This is a genomic window from Neolewinella persica DSM 23188, assembly GCF_000373105.1.
GTDB classification, from domain to species: Bacteria; Bacteroidota; Bacteroidia; order Chitinophagales; family Saprospiraceae; genus Neolewinella; species Neolewinella persica.
Genome location: NZ_KB890417.1, coordinates 61,953 through 77,564 on the forward strand (window position 1 = coordinate 61,953; position 15,612 = coordinate 77,564).

6 protein-coding genes are annotated in these 15,612 nt (G+C 54.9%); 5 read left to right on the forward strand and 1 reads right to left on the reverse strand.

The annotated features are described in order from the left end of the window. The first annotated feature begins 29 nt into the window (after nt 1–29). The 4 genes from B036_RS0104545 (at nt 30) to B036_RS0104560 (ending at nt 12,964) form a co-directional block, all read left to right on the forward strand. On the forward strand, nt 30–731 hold the full coding sequence (locus B036_RS0104545) for a porin family protein (protein WP_020567504.1): 702 nt from the start codon (nt 30–32) through the stop codon (nt 729–731). Then, a complete protein-coding gene (locus tag B036_RS0104550) occupies nt 728–2,095 on the forward strand; it encodes a hypothetical protein (RefSeq protein ID WP_020567505.1) in 1,368 nt (455 codons plus the stop codon). Before B036_RS0104545 ends, B036_RS0104550 begins: the two co-directional genes overlap by 4 nt. A 48-nt stretch (nt 2,096–2,143) precedes the next feature. Then, a complete protein-coding gene (locus tag B036_RS0104555; RefSeq protein WP_020567506.1) occupies nt 2,144–10,879 on the forward strand; it encodes a SpvB/TcaC N-terminal domain-containing protein in 8,736 nt (2,911 codons plus the stop codon). Nucleotides 10,880–11,188: 309 nt separating this feature from the next. After that, nucleotides 11,189–12,964: an ABC transporter substrate-binding protein gene (locus B036_RS0104560; RefSeq protein WP_020567507.1), complete on the forward strand. Its 1,776-nt coding sequence runs from the start codon at nt 11,189–11,191 to the stop codon at nt 12,962–12,964. Nucleotides 12,965–13,088: 124 nt separating this feature from the next. On the opposite strand, the gene B036_RS0104565 is transcribed toward B036_RS0104560, so the two are convergent. Next, a complete protein-coding gene (locus B036_RS0104565; RefSeq protein WP_020567508.1) occupies nt 13,089–14,054 on the reverse strand; it encodes an O-methyltransferase in 966 nt (321 codons plus the stop codon). A 284-nt stretch (nt 14,055–14,338) separates the two neighbouring features. On the opposite strand from B036_RS0104565, the gene B036_RS0104570 reads away from it, so the two are divergent. Beyond that, on the forward strand, nt 14,339–15,478 hold the full coding sequence (locus B036_RS0104570; RefSeq protein WP_020567509.1) for an ABC transporter permease: 1,140 nt from the start codon (nt 14,339–14,341) through the stop codon (nt 15,476–15,478). The last annotated feature ends 134 nt before the right edge of the window (nt 15,479–15,612 follow it).

Genomic DNA, 15,612 nt, shown 5'->3' on the forward strand with positions numbered 1-15,612 from the left:
ATCAATCAAGGTTCATCCCTTAACCCGAAATGAAACAATTGCTATTTCTGCTGCTGGCCCTGTGCCTGGCGGCCAACCTCGGTGCTCAGCCAGAGCACGACACCTGGTTTTATGGATTCAAGGCTGGTGCTACGCGCCACCAGATCAACGACATCCAGACCACCATCATCCCCGATGTATTTCCGGAAGACACGTACCAGACCGAATCCCTCCCGCAAATCGGGTTCGCGGGCGGCTTGTCTTTTTATCACCGGTTTTATAAATCCAGGTTTGCGGTCCAGCCGGAGATTCTGTTCTCCAGCAGAGGAGGGAATTTTCATTACACCGACAACCGCGACCTGGATTATAACATCAAATTGAGCTACCAATACCTGAGTCTGGGGTCCCTCATAAAGGTTTATCCTGCCGGAGGCATCAACTTTGGCATGGGCGCCCAGGTAGCCTTTAACGTTGCGACCGACCAATTGACGTACACGTCTAATATGCCGGAACTCGGCCCGGACCTGCAAATTCAGCAGAGCCTGCGGGAAGTCCTGGTGGGCAGCAATGACATCCATTTGATCGGACAAATCGGTTACGATTTCATCTTCGGTTTACAGGTCGAAGCCCGGTACGTACTTGGCCTGAGTGATGTGCTGGAGACCCGCGCCAATGGTTTCAATTTTATCGAGAACGTCAACAGGGGTAGCGGCTTACAGGTGACCTTGGGTTGGTTAATTGAATTCCCATGATCATCATCAACTTCCAGAGACTCCAACTAATATGTACCGGAGAAGTGCCTAAATTAAAATGCGCAGCGTTTTCAAAAAGCCCCTCCGCCGTGGGACCGCCGCAGGCAGCCGCGCAGCGCACGGGTTGGGTAGGGAGTTTCCTGGTGCTATTCGCATTATTAACCGCTTCGATTCCAGCCCACACGCAACCCATTCCGCCAGTCCCTGAAACGACCCACGCAAACTATATTTTTGCGGTTTACACGCCTAAATCATTGGCGGAAGCAACGATCTGGGCAACTTCGGACGCGACGTTAACGACGCATCGGCTCATCAATAAGTCTGACTCGACGGAAGTCAGGCTCGCGCCAGTCAGGCATACCGCACTGCGTACTTATGTTGATTTAGGCGGGAACGCAGGTGCAATGGAAAGGCTGGAGGAGCAAGGCTCCCCTACCCTACATGAACTGCTGTGCTACGACCAACTACTCTCCCCCGCACAACGGCAACTTACCGAAAGCTACCTCGCCATCAGGCATGGCCTGACGCTTGATCAGCGTTTGCCAACCAACTACCTGGCGCAACGCTCCGATGGATCAACCTACCCCGTCTGGACCGCCACTGACGAGCCTGTTTTTCGGCACCGAATCATCGGTTTAGCCTACGACACCAGCGCTAACCTTTCCCGATTAACCGGCTCTTCCGTACTCGCGCCCGGTCTGCTCTCCCTGAGTTGGCAAGATGCCCCTGTCCAGACAGCCTACCTGCTGGTGGCTGACGATAATGCGCCCACCGCACACAGCTCAATGTCTGGCTCGCCGACGCTCCAACCACTCCAACGCCGCTGGCGCGTAGAGGCCAATGGGCAGGTACCGAAAACTAGTCTGAGCATCAATCCCCGGCAACTGTTTGACCGGATATTGCCCGGTGAAACGCTGGTACTACGGCAAACCAGTGGTACATCTATCATTGTCCCACCAAGTGAGGTTTCGGCCGACGAAATCACGTTTACCGGCCTGTCTTTCCCCGCCGACACCGTCAGCTACTTGCAATTGGCGCTAAGGTGTAATGCCCCTGATTTAGGCTGTTCGACGAACACGGAACTTCCCGACAACGACTTATTCAACTCAGTTCAACTCAGCCCCAACCCAGCTGCTGCCGGTACGCCGCTACAACTCCGTGTAGCGCTTTCAGAGGTCTCCGGCCTGGTTGCCACCGTTTATGATGCCCTGGGCCGGCAGGTTAGTAGCCAAGTGTTGCCCGCTACCACGCATCATATGGCGGAGATAACCTTAACTGCTTCCGGCACCTATTCCCTGCACCTGCGTTCGCGCCTGCTTAGTCGCTCCGCCCCCAGCCACACCTTGCAGGTCATCGCACACTAGCTCCTTTTGCCTCCGCCCGTTATTTCATCCCAAGAGAATCTTTTCCCGATGTCTATTATCAATCACCTGCGTGCCTTTCTCCGTATTTTTCTACGTGAAGCAACGATCATCACTCCCTTTCCTGCGAACCGTCCGACCGCCTATATTCCGGCTTCGCCTTCATTCCGATCGGCCCGACGGTCTCCGGAACGCGGCAGCCCAATCACCAATCGAATATCAACTATCGCCTATCGCATATCTGTAACAGCGGTAGCCAATCGCTTATCACTTATCCCTTATCCCTTATCGCTAATTCTTTGTCTGGCCACCGTTTCCCTATCCGCCCAAGCCCCGAACGCCCCCTCCCCAACCTACCTGACCGTCTCCCCCACCGCCCCTCCTCCAGCTGCAAACCCAGCCGACGGCATTGCCCTAATTGAACCTCCCACCGCCAACTCCTCTGGAAGCGCTGAACTCAACTTCCCCATCAAACTACCGCCCGCCCGTAAGGATCATTCGCCGGTGCTCGGCGTCAGCTACTCCAGCGACCACCTGCACGGCTGGCTGGGCCGGGGCTGGGACCTTAGTTTACCCACCATCGAAGTAGAGACGCGTTGGGGCGTTCCCCGCTTCAACGCGACCAATGAAACCGAAACCTACCTGTTCGAAGGGGCCATGCTTGCCCCGGTTGCCCACCGCGGAGAAACCCGACCCCGCGAAGCAGAAAAAACCTACCACCCCCGGGTAGAACGCGAATTTCAGCGCATCACCCGTCACGGAAACAACCCCAAAAATTACTGGTGGGAGGTTCGTTATCCCGACGGTAGTACCGAATATTACGGCGGATCACCAGAAGGGATTACGCCCGCTGCCCTGCTGACCGATCCTTCTGGCAACATCAGCAGCTGGGCTTTGGTCCGATCCACCGACGTTCACGAAAACCGGATAGATTACAGCTACGTGGTGCAGCAAGACAATGGTCACTCGGGTAGCACAGAGACGGGCAAAAACAGATACCCCACCCGCATCACCTACAACGGTAAGGGCACACAAACAGGCACTTTCTCCATCGATTTCATCCGGGACCGCGACCTCGGCGAAAGCCGCCGTCCGGATGTCCGCATTGATTATTCCTCCGGGTTAAAAATAGTGACGGCTGATTTACTTCGCCGCATCGAGATCCGCTACCGTGGCACCATGGTTCGTCATTACGATCTGAGCTATAAAACGGCGGCCTTCCACCAAACGGTACTCACCGGCATTACCGAGTTAGGCAGCGACGGAAGTGAGTTTTCGGGACACACCTTCGATTATCACGAGCTCCCTTCCGGCGATTTCTCCGCCTTCGGCCCGGTGGAAACCTGGAGCAGCGGCAACGACAATATAAAGGGAGATATACTCAATCCGATTCCTGGTTTCACCGGCGAGATATCCGCGTTAGGCGGAGCGAAATCAACGAGCCGGCAGATCGGGAGTGCGGTGACCGTTGGCCCAATTGGTTCTCCGGGCACCAAAGATTTTACCGTGGGTGGCACCTTCGGTTCCGGCTCCAGCGAAGGGAACGGGGTGCTTTCTTTTGTTGACATCAATGGGGACCTACTTCCAGACAAGTTATTCCGCCGTGGCAACGACCTGGTATGGCGTAAAAACCTATTTGGCCAAGGCTCCCCTGGTTTCGGGCCGGTCCGCCCCGTGAATGGTATCCGTGATTTCAGCGTCACGGCAACCACCGAAACCAACATTGGCTTTGAGGCCAACATCACCCCCTTTTTCGCGGGCTATGAAAACACGACATCCCGAACTTCGACGACTACCTACTTCAGCGATTTCAACGGTGATGACCTGATCGACATTCTGCATCGGGGCAAGGTATATTTCAACCACCTCGACGAAAACGGCAACCCAACCTTTACCCTGAACAGCGGCGACACCCCTAGCCCGATCATCGACGGTGCAGCGCCAGATGGTGACCTGGTCACCGTAGACCCGGATGAACAGCAGGAGCTGATCGACATGACACCGAAGCACGATGTGGTCCGCAGTTGGGAAGCGCCCTTTTCGGGTACCGTCCGGATCACCGGAGACATCTCGTTGATGGAGCAGCCCGGCATCGATGAATACAGCCGGGAAGACGGCGTGGTGGTAAGGATAGAACAAGGAGGAGGCTTCCTTCAGAATACGCCCTTGTACACCGAGGCTATTGGTGCGAACGATTATGTGGCGCGGACGCCCACCGGCGTCGGCAACATCACCGTTAGTGCCGGGCAACGACTTTACTTCCGGGTACAGTCCGTCTTTGATGGCGCTTTCGACCGGGTTTCCTGGGACCCCGTAATTACCTATGTAGGAGAGGATCCCATGGAAAAGGACGTTAATGGTCTCCATATTTATCGCTACCAGGCCAGCGAAGATTTCCTGTTGGCCAGTTGTCAGACGGTGTCTATGCCGCTCAACGGGCGGGTCGATCTGACGGGTATTTTCAGCAAACCCATACTTTCCGATACGCTGCACCTTGAATTGATCATAGACGGCCTGGCCATCCGATCGTGGCAGTTTGCTCCGGACAGCGTCGTAACCAACTTACCGATTGAGAACCTGAATTTCGCCATTGAGGAAGACCAGCAGGTTCAACTCCGGATGCGAACCAATGCATCGGTTGACTGGACAGCACCGAAGTGGACACCGTTGCTGACCTACATAAGCGCTGACGATGGCACGCCAGTCATCAGCCCCGAAGGTGAGCCGGCTTACCGGTACTGCCCGGCCATTGATTATACCATGAGAACCAAGCCTGTCCAATATCCACAGCCCTGGAGACCCGCAGCCGATACTTTTGACTACGCGTTCCAGCTGAACTACTTCGATTTCGGTTTTAACGGTCGGTTTGAAGGGCTGAGCCTATCTGTCCGTGGGCGGGACACCGTCTATATGCAACGTGACACTCAAGTGCTTTTGGGCGCGGTCGCAGGTGCCATAAATTGGACGGGGAAGCTGGTGGTAACACCGGGTGACGACGTTTGGGTAGAGGTGTTTGTCCCTGCCGACCTGAACAATGCCGTAGCAAACAGCACCTTCAGGCTGGAGCGTAATGGCCTCCAGGTTCCCGTCGTCATCGGCAAGCATCGCCGGCGGACGAATGACGAGCTGACCTTTGGGCCGCAATTCCGGGGTTGGGGGCAGTTTGTTTACCGGGGCGCTGGTGGCGCTGGAGACCTACCAATCCTTGAGTCTTTACTGGTGCTGCAGGATCCGGACGTAAGCGAAGAAGATATAGAGGACATCGATATTGATCCGGACGACCCGGACTTCAGTGATTTTGAAGACCTGACTGACGACCCCACCCAGGAACAATTCATCGTGATGGTAGCAGAACCTAAAGCTGGCAACTGGCGGGGTTACGACGACCTCACTCTGGTCGGGGCCAATTACATCAGTTCCTCCCGTTTAGGTGCAGACGACGTATTGCTAACGCCTGACCTGGGGACTGGAGCTTCGGCGCCTCCACTGACCAGTATTTCGAAGATGAATGCAGTAGCCGCTGGTGCAGGCTTCGGACCAGCCAGCCTGGCGGGCTCCGCCGCTTGGAACACCACCACCAATCTGATGGAAGTGATGGACCTGAACGGAGATCGGTATCCCGACCTCGTGACCCCAACCAGGGCGCAATACACCACGGTCTACGGTGGGCTGAGCAACCAGAGTGTAGTGCACGGCTTTGGTAACCACGTGGCTAAAAGCCACGCCATCGGCGGTACGGCTGGAGGGAAATTTGTCGATTCCAGCCCCACCAACAGCGGAGACACCAGTGGAAAAGGAAGCAGGAAGCGGCACCGCCGTTCTAAAACCACTACCAAAAATCAGGGAGCTAAATCTCAGTCCGCTAACGAATCCGCTGAAGCTGGCGGCTCCATCAGTGTTTCCTTTTCGGTAGACAACGACTACACGGTTCATAGTTGGCTCGACGTAAACGGTGATGGTTTAACGGATAAGGTTTGGGACAACGGTGATGTGGCCTTTAACCGGGGCTATAGCTTCGGCAGTCGGGAGAACTGGGGCTTTGCGGACATCCGGAAGGGCGTCAGTACGGACTACGGTGGCGGCGGTGGCGTCAACATCAGTAACAACTCCTTTGCTGCGGGTTTTGCCATCACCCGAACGGACAACTATTCTACCGCCGCTTTACAAGACGTAAACGGAGATGGATTGGCCGATGCCCTGAGTTACAACCCAGACAACCGAATGCTAAGGGTCGCACTCAACACCGGTTCCGGATTTGCCGGAGCCATCGACTGGGCGCGGCTCTCCGAGCCGCTGGACAAGGGGGACGCTACGGCGGAGAGTCTCAATTTCGCCTTTACCGTCTGTATCCCGATCTTCTTCATCCGAATCTGTGTTAACCCCAGTGGTTCTACCGGCCGGGGGGTCAGTCGGGTGCTAAGCCAGTTTAACGACATCGATGGCGACGGCTACCTGGATGAGCTGATGGCGACCAAAGACAACGAACTTAAGGTTCGTAGGTCCGCCATCGGAAAAGTGAATCTGCTGCGCAGCGTTGAACGCCCGCTCGGTGTTACCATCGAACTGGATTACGTGGCGGCCGCCAACGAAAATGGCATGCCCTTTCCTAAATGGCTGCTTACGGAAACCAGGCTTAATGACGGCGTTGACGGAGATGGGCCAAGTTGGCGAAAGACACAGATCCGCTACGAAGTACCGGTCCACGATCGCCATGAACGAGAGTTTTATGGCTTTGCAAAAACCGTCGAAACAGAACTGGATACGGAAAACGGGGATGTTCCTTACCGGAGTTTCGTAGTGGAATACCACAACGACAATTTCTATAACCGAAGCCTCCCGAAAAAGCAATACACGGAAGACGCTGCTGGCAACCGGTACCGCGAAACAGCGTACACCTATGTAGTAACTAACCCCAGGACACAGACGGAACTTCCGCCGAACCTACTTGCCAGCGACCAGGGGCGGGCGTTTCCGCTGCTGCGGCAGCGGCAGGAGAATTTCTACGAAGGCGAAGTCAGTCCACAGGTGTCGCAGCGAGTGGCCTTCCAGTACGACAGCATCGGCCAGGTATTGGTCAAGACAGATTTTGGCGATGGCACCCCGGTGGATGAACTACGGACAGAGTACGACTACCATCCTTACGGGGAGGAATACCTGACGGGGCAGCTGAAAAGCCTGAAGGTTTATGGCGGTGGACAATTACTGCGCCACAGTGAAATGGACATCGACGAGCGAGGCAACGTGACCCAGCTGCGTCAGTATTTAGAGGAGAACGTTTTCGCCGTCCAGGATTTCACCTATGACGAATGGTCCAACGTAACCTCTGCCAGCCGCCCGCCAAACGCCAAAGGGGAACGGATGACTTACACCTACGTCATTGATACCGTAGAGCATCTTTTTCCTGTCCGGATTGAGGACAGCTATGGGTATGTTTCCACGTCAGAATATGAATTCAGGTACGGCCAGCAGTTGCAGGAGACCGACGTCAACGGGCATACGACCGAGTACGCTATTGATGAACACGGCCGGGTGGCTGCCATTAAATTACCAAAGGACTCAACGTACAGCTTCCGGTACAACTATGCACCGGGTGCGGCCGTACCCTACGCGACAACCGAACGGTATGACCCGGAAACGGAAGCAGACATCCTGAGCCATACTTTCCTTGACGGGCTGGGACGAGTGATCCAGCAGCAGCATTTATCCGTCATCGACGGAGACCAGAAAATGGTGGCCAGTGGCAGGGTAACTTATGATGCCTTTGACCGCCCCAAAACGGAAGGTTACCCTGCCGTTGCGCCCCTTGCTCCTTTGTCTCTTTACCAGGCACCTGCGTCCGCGCCCAAAGCCAGAACCACTTATGACATCCTGGACCGCCCGGAATCGTTGACCATGCCCGATAATTCTGTAAGCACGATGGCCTACGGTTTTGCCACCGCCCCTGCAGGACAAACCTTGTTCCAGGAACAAATGACGGACGCGCTGGGCTTCCGCGAGACTACCCTGACGGACGAACGTGGTCAGCGAGAAATGTTTCTGCGAGAAGCAGATACGACCACCATTTCCACCACCTTCAGCTATAACGTATTAGGTGAGCTGGAAGCCGTTACGGACAATGGCGGCTTCGTTACTACTTACGAGTACGACCGCCTGGGCCGAAAAATCGCCACTTCCCCCGCCGATGCCGGCAGAACGAAAATGGTCTTTGACCTGGCCGACAACATGATCCGGAAGCACACGCCCAACCTGCGAGAGATATTTGGGGAAGATGGTGCCATCAATTACCGATATGACCACGAGCGGCTTACGGGCATCATCTACCCGATTAACTTTCAGAATAAAGTGGATATCAGCTACGGGGGGCCTGAAGCCCGGTTCAACCGCGTCGGTCGCATTGTACTGCGCCAGGACGCCAGCGGAGGGGAAGAGTATTTCTATGACGAACACGGCCAACTACGCAAGACGATCAGGACATTGTTGATCAACGAATCCACCGTCCGAACTTTCGTTAGTGAGATTAATTACGACAGCTGGGGGCGGGAACAAATGATGGGCTACCCTGACGGGGAGATCCTTGAATACGGTTACAATACTGCCGGGCGGCTGGTGTCTTTGGCGGGCGAAAAAGACGGTAATCATTACGATTATCTAAAGGACGTTCGCTACGATGAATTTGGCCGAATGATCGGCAAAACCCTAGGTAACGACAGCCGGGAGATGATGAGCTTTGATCCGCTGACCCAACGTCCGGGCACCATCAAGGTAATGGCCAACGGCGGTACGTTGCAGGACCTTCGTCTGGCGTATGACGTAGTTGGCAACCTGGAAAGCAGTCAACAAACTACCGGTGTGCAAACCGACGACCTGGGTGGCAGCCATCTACTGCAGTTCGCCTACGATCCGCTGCATCGGCTGACGGAGGCCACTGGCGAATACCAGTTGGCAACAGGAACCGAAAGCTTTGCCTATTTCAGCGATCATGATGATCTGTATAACCAAACCCGGCGAGAACTTCAGCGAATGAATGACGGTACGATGGACCCGCTGAACAGTTTCGATCAGGCTACGACGACCGATGCGACCTTTCCCCACAGAATCGACGAGTTAGGCGGCAGGAAGTACAATTATGATTCGGACGGAAACTTACTCGGTTACCAGGGAGAAGCAGGCAGCTACCGGTACCAGCAAGCACGTTGGGACGAAGAGGACCGCATGATGGAGTTCAGCGATAACGGCACCATCAGCCGGTACACTTACGCGGCCGACGGGGAAAGAGTAATTCAGAGTGAAGGGAACATGAAAGGGGTCTTTACTGACGGAGCGCCAGCCGGGTTCATCAGTCACACCGGCAATTACGTGGCCTACGTCTCCCCGTTTTTCACCTTTACCGAAAGCACCTTCACTAAGCATTACTTCCTGGGGGACCAGCGGATCATGACCAAGGAAGGCACTGGAGAATTCAACAATACCTACTGGTTCGCGGGCGGGCTGACGGCAGGCGACCTAAACTACACCGCCCGAATGAATGACCTGACGCGGACGGTATGGGATTACTACGTTGGGCTGGGGCTTCCGCCCGGACCGCCCACGCTGCCAGGCTATTACGGTCAGCCGGGGGTAACGGGCGATCCGTTGCCGACCAGCGAGGGTGGAGACTTCAGTTCCGTGCCTGGGCCGGGCGCCCCCGGGCCGATTGGCAGGCCTGACCCGACTGGACCTCCGGGACCGCCGACCTGGTACGTTAGTCCGCCAGAACGTGACAGTATTGGCGCGGGTTTTGGTTACGAAGGCTACGGTGTTTTCCCAGAAGTGGTGGCCTCCTATTACCACGGCGATCAACTTGGAAACGTGAATTGGATTACGGATGCAAGGGGGGAAGCGGTGGCTTTCCGGGCGTATTTGCCTACTGGCAAAGTGCTGGTTCGGCAGACCCGTAAAGCGCCGCCGTTGGACTACAATTTCAACGGTAAAGAGGAAGACCAGGCTTCGGGCCTCAACTACTTTGGCGCTCGCTATCTGGAGGCGGAATCAGGGCTTTGGCTCAGTCCGGACCCGTTGGCAGATGCTTTTCCCGGGCATAACCCGTATGCTTTCGCTTTACATAATCCGTTACGGTTTACGGACCCCGACGGCCGGGAGGCTTTTGACATGTTTTCCAGTCCGCTGGCGGCGGCCATTGACTTTGCCCGGATTTACAATGAGCGGTCCATTTTCCACAACTACGAGTTCGGCACCAATATTTACCGGCAGACCTTAAACGGAAAATCCGTTTACTACTACGACCAGCCGGTAACTGACCTGGATGATAGTGGGGTGAGCCTGCCACCCGTTTTACCCTTTGGTGAAGTGGTGGCCGACGTCCATACCCACAGCCGGATGGAACACAATGCCGATGGCTATCTGGAGCATTCTGATACCGACCTGGATGGTAACGACCATGACAAGCGCCCGGGGTATGTGGCTAATCCGAAAGGGGAGTTGAAACTTTACCGCCCCAAAAAGGGTCGCATCGAAACGGTGGCCACCGGGCTACCTTACGATGAGCTTTTCTATGGTCCTCAGGACCCTAATCGCAATAACCTTCGCAAGCACTGGGCGAGGATCAATTACGCGCAGGTATCGGGGCAAACGAGCACTTCACACACCCGGCGGCAGTCGCGCCGGAACGGTGTTCGGTATTCCGGTCCGCCGCTCAGTGGTACGCAAGCTGGGGCTAACACGCCCAAAAGGCATGGGTGGCATGCGGCGCTTAAGCGGAAGGCGGTTCGGGGGAGGCAGAATTTGTAGGTATCAGGTATCAGGTATCAGGTATCAGGTATCAGGTATCAGGTATCAGGTATCAGGTATCAGGTATCAGGTAAGAAAATTGCCGCAGGCAATTCGGCCAAATTTTCCTTGCTTTTTTTAAAAAAATCTCCCCATCGCGAACGGAGTGAGCTGCCTTGTGCGGTAGCCTACCTACTACCCACTATCAAGGGCGAAGCCGGTCTACCGAGCGAAGCGAGCGCGCCCAAAAAACCAAGCAGATTAACACTAAATACCTCCTACGGCCTATCTTCACCCACTGAGAGTATTTATCTACCAAACACAAATCCCATGAATTTTCGTTTTTTCCTCTGCCTATTGATGGCAGTGGCCTTCTCTGCGTGTAAGCCAGACCCTAAGGGTTCTGTGCAAACTCAGGAGGATGACACCAGTAGCATAGTTTTTAAGCATACAGACAACACACTGCGCATTGCCGCCCGTGTTGAACCTGCCGGGCTAAACCCAGTGCTGACCACCCAGGCTTCGGCACGGCACGTGCGTGAACTCATCTTCCAGACGCTGAACAGCATTGATCCGGAAACTTTCGAGCAAATTCCGTTGCTGGCCAGTGTGCCCGACATTCGGAAAGAACCCGGCGGCGGCGTATCCTACTCCTACCTCATAGATGAGCGGGCGACCTGGCCAAATGGTCTTCCGGTGACTGCTGCTGATGTAGTCTTCAGCCTTAAAGCTGTGATGAATCCACTAGTGGAGGCCGGCCCGTACCGAACGTACCTGTATAACATCTCCAACATAGTAACCAGCCCGAACAACGAACGTCGTTTCCGGGTGGTCATGGACAAGCCCTACATTCTGGCCCAGCAATCCATCGGTAGTACCGCCGTTTATCCCGAGTATGCTTATGATCCGGACCGTCTGCTCCGTAACGTTAGCCTAAGCGACCTGACCAACCAGAAGAAAGCGGAACAGATGGCTGAAACTAACGAGAACCTGAAGAATTTCGCGACGGCTTTCAATGATGTAGCACTGGCCACTGAACCCGACAAGATCATCGGAAGTGGCCCATATCAACTGGAAGAGTGGAACGCCGGGCAACGATTGACCCTTAAACTCCGGGAGAATTACTGGGCAACCAATGATCGTTCCACTATGCTGATGGCTAAGCCGGAAAAAATTGTTTTCGACTTTATAGCCGATGGAAATACGATGACAAATGCCCTTCGAGACGAATTAGTAGACGTGGCCATGGACCTTGGTGTGGATCAATTCAAGGAGGTCCGCGACGACGAGTACCTCAACCAACGATTTGATTTTGCCACGGTTAACAGTATCAATTTCTTTGGGATCCTGTTCAACCAACAAAATCCATTGCTGCGCGACGCTAAAACCCGTCGGGCGTTGGCACATCTCGTCGACGTAGATGTACTCATTGAGCAGCTCCTCCCCGGCTTAGCCACCAGGGTAAATGGTCCGGTGCTTTCCGGGAAAAGTTACTACGCTGACCTTCCCGCTATCGAGTATGACCCGGCAAAGGCAGAAACGCTGCTGAAGGAAGCTGGATGGGCCGATACCAACGGAGACGGTACCATCGATAAAGAAATAGACGGTAGCCGCCAGGAGATGAGCATGCAGTTTCTGGTATTCCCGTCTCCCACCAGTGCTTCCGTAGGTGCTTTGGTAGCTGAATGGGCCAAGGAAGTGGGGATTGATATTGAGGTCGTTCAACAGGCTCCGGCTACGCTCTATGGTGAGTTAGACAAAGGCAACTTCGCCATGTCCCTGCTGGGCATGGGAATGGACCCCAACCCGGACGAATTCACCCAGGTTTGGGCTTCCACCTCAGTACCACCCAACGGTAGCAACCGTAGCGGATTTGCCAATAAGGAAGCTGACCAACTCATCAAACAGATCGCTGGGACGATGAATGCCAGTGATCGTGATCCGTTGTACCGGCGCTTCCAGGAGATCATTTACGAAAACCAACCAATGGTCTTTCTTTTTAGTCCCGCTACTAGATTAGTGGTGTCTAAGCGGCTCAAGTACAGTACTACTTCTCTGGCACCGGGGCTGGACTTTAACGCCATTGAAGCGAAGAATAGTAAGTAGACGACCTGCGGTCTTTCAATAGCCGAAAGTCGCTTCGCTTCTTTTCTTGGCAGACAGCCTACGGCCTTAGTAGGGGGTAGGGCTACCGCATTTAGTGGCTCGCTGGCGCTCGTGCGTTGAGCCTTTAGTTGAAAAAGCCAATTCGCCAAGGCTTAAAGCGGGTCCGGATTAAGCTGATATGGACCTTATTGACTCCGGGTTTAAAGAAGAGTAAACCGAAGTGGTAAACGTCGACCGAGGCGGTGACTTCAGGCAGCTGCTTCAAGGCTTCCCAGGCGCGTTCCATTCCTGGAGACCAGTGGATGTCTGCGATTACGAAAACGGAGTTTTCGGTGGTCCGGGGTAAGAGTTGGTTGACGTAGTCCAGGGTGGGTTGTTCGCGGTGGTCTCCGTCCAGGAAGAAGAGGTCGAGAGGCACCAATGATTCTCGATTAGTGATTGGCTGCCGCGAGGACATCCTCGCTCCGCTTGCGCGTCTTTGCTTACTGCGTTCGTTCGCCTCTTCCCCCCTCCCCCGGAGGGGGGAGACGGCCTTGCTCGCTGCGCTTGTTTGGCGTTGACGGTCAAGCCAGTCCTGGAAAAGGCTGACGTGAGCCTGGAGACCTGGACCAGAACCGGCTTTGGTAAAGGTTTCCTGTGCCAGGGCGGCGACGTCGGGGTTCCCTTCAACGGTATCCAGGCGGGCACGTGTATCGGCAGCGTGGAGGTAGAGTGTGGAGATGCCGGCGTTGGTGCCGAACTCCAGAATATTTTGGGCTTCGAGCCAGATGGCAAGCCGGAAGAGGAACCTGCCGCATTGGTCATCGATGGCGTTGGTGGCAACGAGGGAGCTGACGGTACGTTCGTTTTTTCGGGTGGTTTTGCTGGGTGCGCCGAGGGCGCGCAATTTTACGGTGCCAGACTTGCGGCGCCAGTAGGCGCGCACAGAATTGATGAGGTCGAAGGCGTGGTAGTGTCGGTCATCATTATAAACCTCCCGCAAGAATTCGACAAGGTGGGGGCTGTGCACATCATAGCGTGTTCCGGCACCTGCGTACCAGCGAAGGGCAGAGGTAATGCGGAATAGCCAGTAAGAGAAGGTGCTTTGCATGGGAAGCGCAAAAGTAATCTGGTAGTTTCGAAGTCTGGTAGTGCTTTCGGTTCTTTCTCAGGGAAGTAGGCGGGGGCGCAGGGTACAGGGGTAGGTTGATGAAGGCAGACCAACCTAGCCAGCCCTTAATCCCTTGCTCCTTTATTCCTTATTTTGCACCAGCGGCCCCGCCCTGAAGTTCCTCCTCGGCAATATCCGTTTGAGTTTTCATTCTAAACCACTACCTTTCGCCTCCCCCCTTATCTGGCAGCCAACGGCCAGACTAACGAATTAACCACTAGCCCATGTCCCTGCTGGACGCCCCCTACCGTTTTTCCAAACTTCAGAAAACACTGCTGGCCATTGCCGGTCTGGTGTTGTTCCTGCTCCTTTGGTGGCTGCTCGCTGAGCAGCTTTCCGTGCAGGCACCGGTTGGCTACCAAAACTCCCGGATGCCGTCCAGCCTAAGTACGGACCCCGACTCCATCGCGCTGCGCAAAACACTGATAGCCAAAGACTCCATTGCTTTTGCCACCGCGGAAAACTTTAATAAGGTATATCCGCTATTGCCTCCTCCGCAAAAGGTACTCGGTGCTATTCCAGCCCTGATCAGTCCGTCGGAAGCCTCCATCAATAAAAGCTTGCTACATCACACCAGGGTATCCGTCTGGCGTAACCTCCAGGGATACTTCTGGGCGGTCTTCCTAGCGCTTCTGATTGGAATTCCCATTGCCATTAGCCCCATTGCTAAAGCGATGTTCAGCCGACAGATAGACACCCTGCGTTACGTGCCGTTAACGGCGCTGACCCCTATTTTCCTGATCATTTTCCGCCCGGAAGCGTCGGAGGCCATGAAAGTCAGTTTCCTGGCCTTCGGTATTCTCGTTTACCTCCTGCCAGTGGTAATGCAACGCCTTTGGGAAACCGAGGACGTTTACCTGAAAACGGCTTACACCCTTGGTGCCAGTGACTGGCAACTGGTGAAATCTGTTTACGTACCAGCGGTGCTGAGCAAGCTGATTGACGATATCCGGGTCCTCACGGCCATTAGCTGGACCTACATCATCATCGCCGAAGTATATTATCGTGACGACGGACTTGGATCCCTCAGCTATATACTGGGTCGTCAGGGAAACGTAGCTGGCGTATTCGCCGTCCTCATTACCATCGTCATCATCGGTTATCTTCAGGATCAACTCTTTGCCTACATGAACCGCCGGTTGTTCCCTTATCGCGACGTTAAGGCCGTGTCTCCGGGCTTGCGGGAAACCCGTACGGGCTTCCTGATCATCCTAGGGGTGGTGATGGTACTCTTGCTGATCCAGGCCTTTACCGGCGTCATTCCGATTCTTGGCTTCATTGTCGGAATTATCGTGGCGGCGGCAATTGTGCTGATCATTTTTGGAGAGTTTAAGTTGCGGAGTGCGGGTGCGGCGGCCAGTTAAGGGCCTTGTACCGCTGATTAACCATAGGTGCCAATCGCTTTAGTTGACCGTTTAACGATTGACGGAGAAAGGGCCTCAAATGTTTACCCGCTCGGCGGACGAGCCAGGGCTAGCGCCCGCCTCGGCCGACGAGC

Bases quoted from the DNA above. Each gene is read 5' to 3' on its own strand.
- B036_RS0104570 (WP_020567509.1), top strand. From the start codon at position 14,339: ATGTCCCTGCTGGACGCCCCCTACCGTTTTTCCAAACTTCAGAAAACA.
- B036_RS0104560 (WP_020567507.1), top strand. From the start codon at position 11,189: ATGAATTTTCGTTTTTTCCTCTGCCTATTGATGGCAGTGGCCTTCTCT.
- B036_RS0104550 (WP_020567505.1), top strand. From the start codon at position 728: ATGATCATCATCAACTTCCAGAGACTCCAACTAATATGTACCGGAGAA.
- B036_RS0104545 (WP_020567504.1), top strand. From the start codon at position 30: ATGAAACAATTGCTATTTCTGCTGCTGGCCCTGTGCCTGGCGGCCAAC.
- B036_RS0104565 (WP_020567508.1), bottom strand. From the start codon at position 14,054: ATGCAAAGCACCTTCTCTTACTGGCTATTCCGCATTACCTCTGCCCTT.
- B036_RS0104555 (WP_020567506.1), top strand. From the start codon at position 2,144: ATGTCTATTATCAATCACCTGCGTGCCTTTCTCCGTATTTTTCTACGT.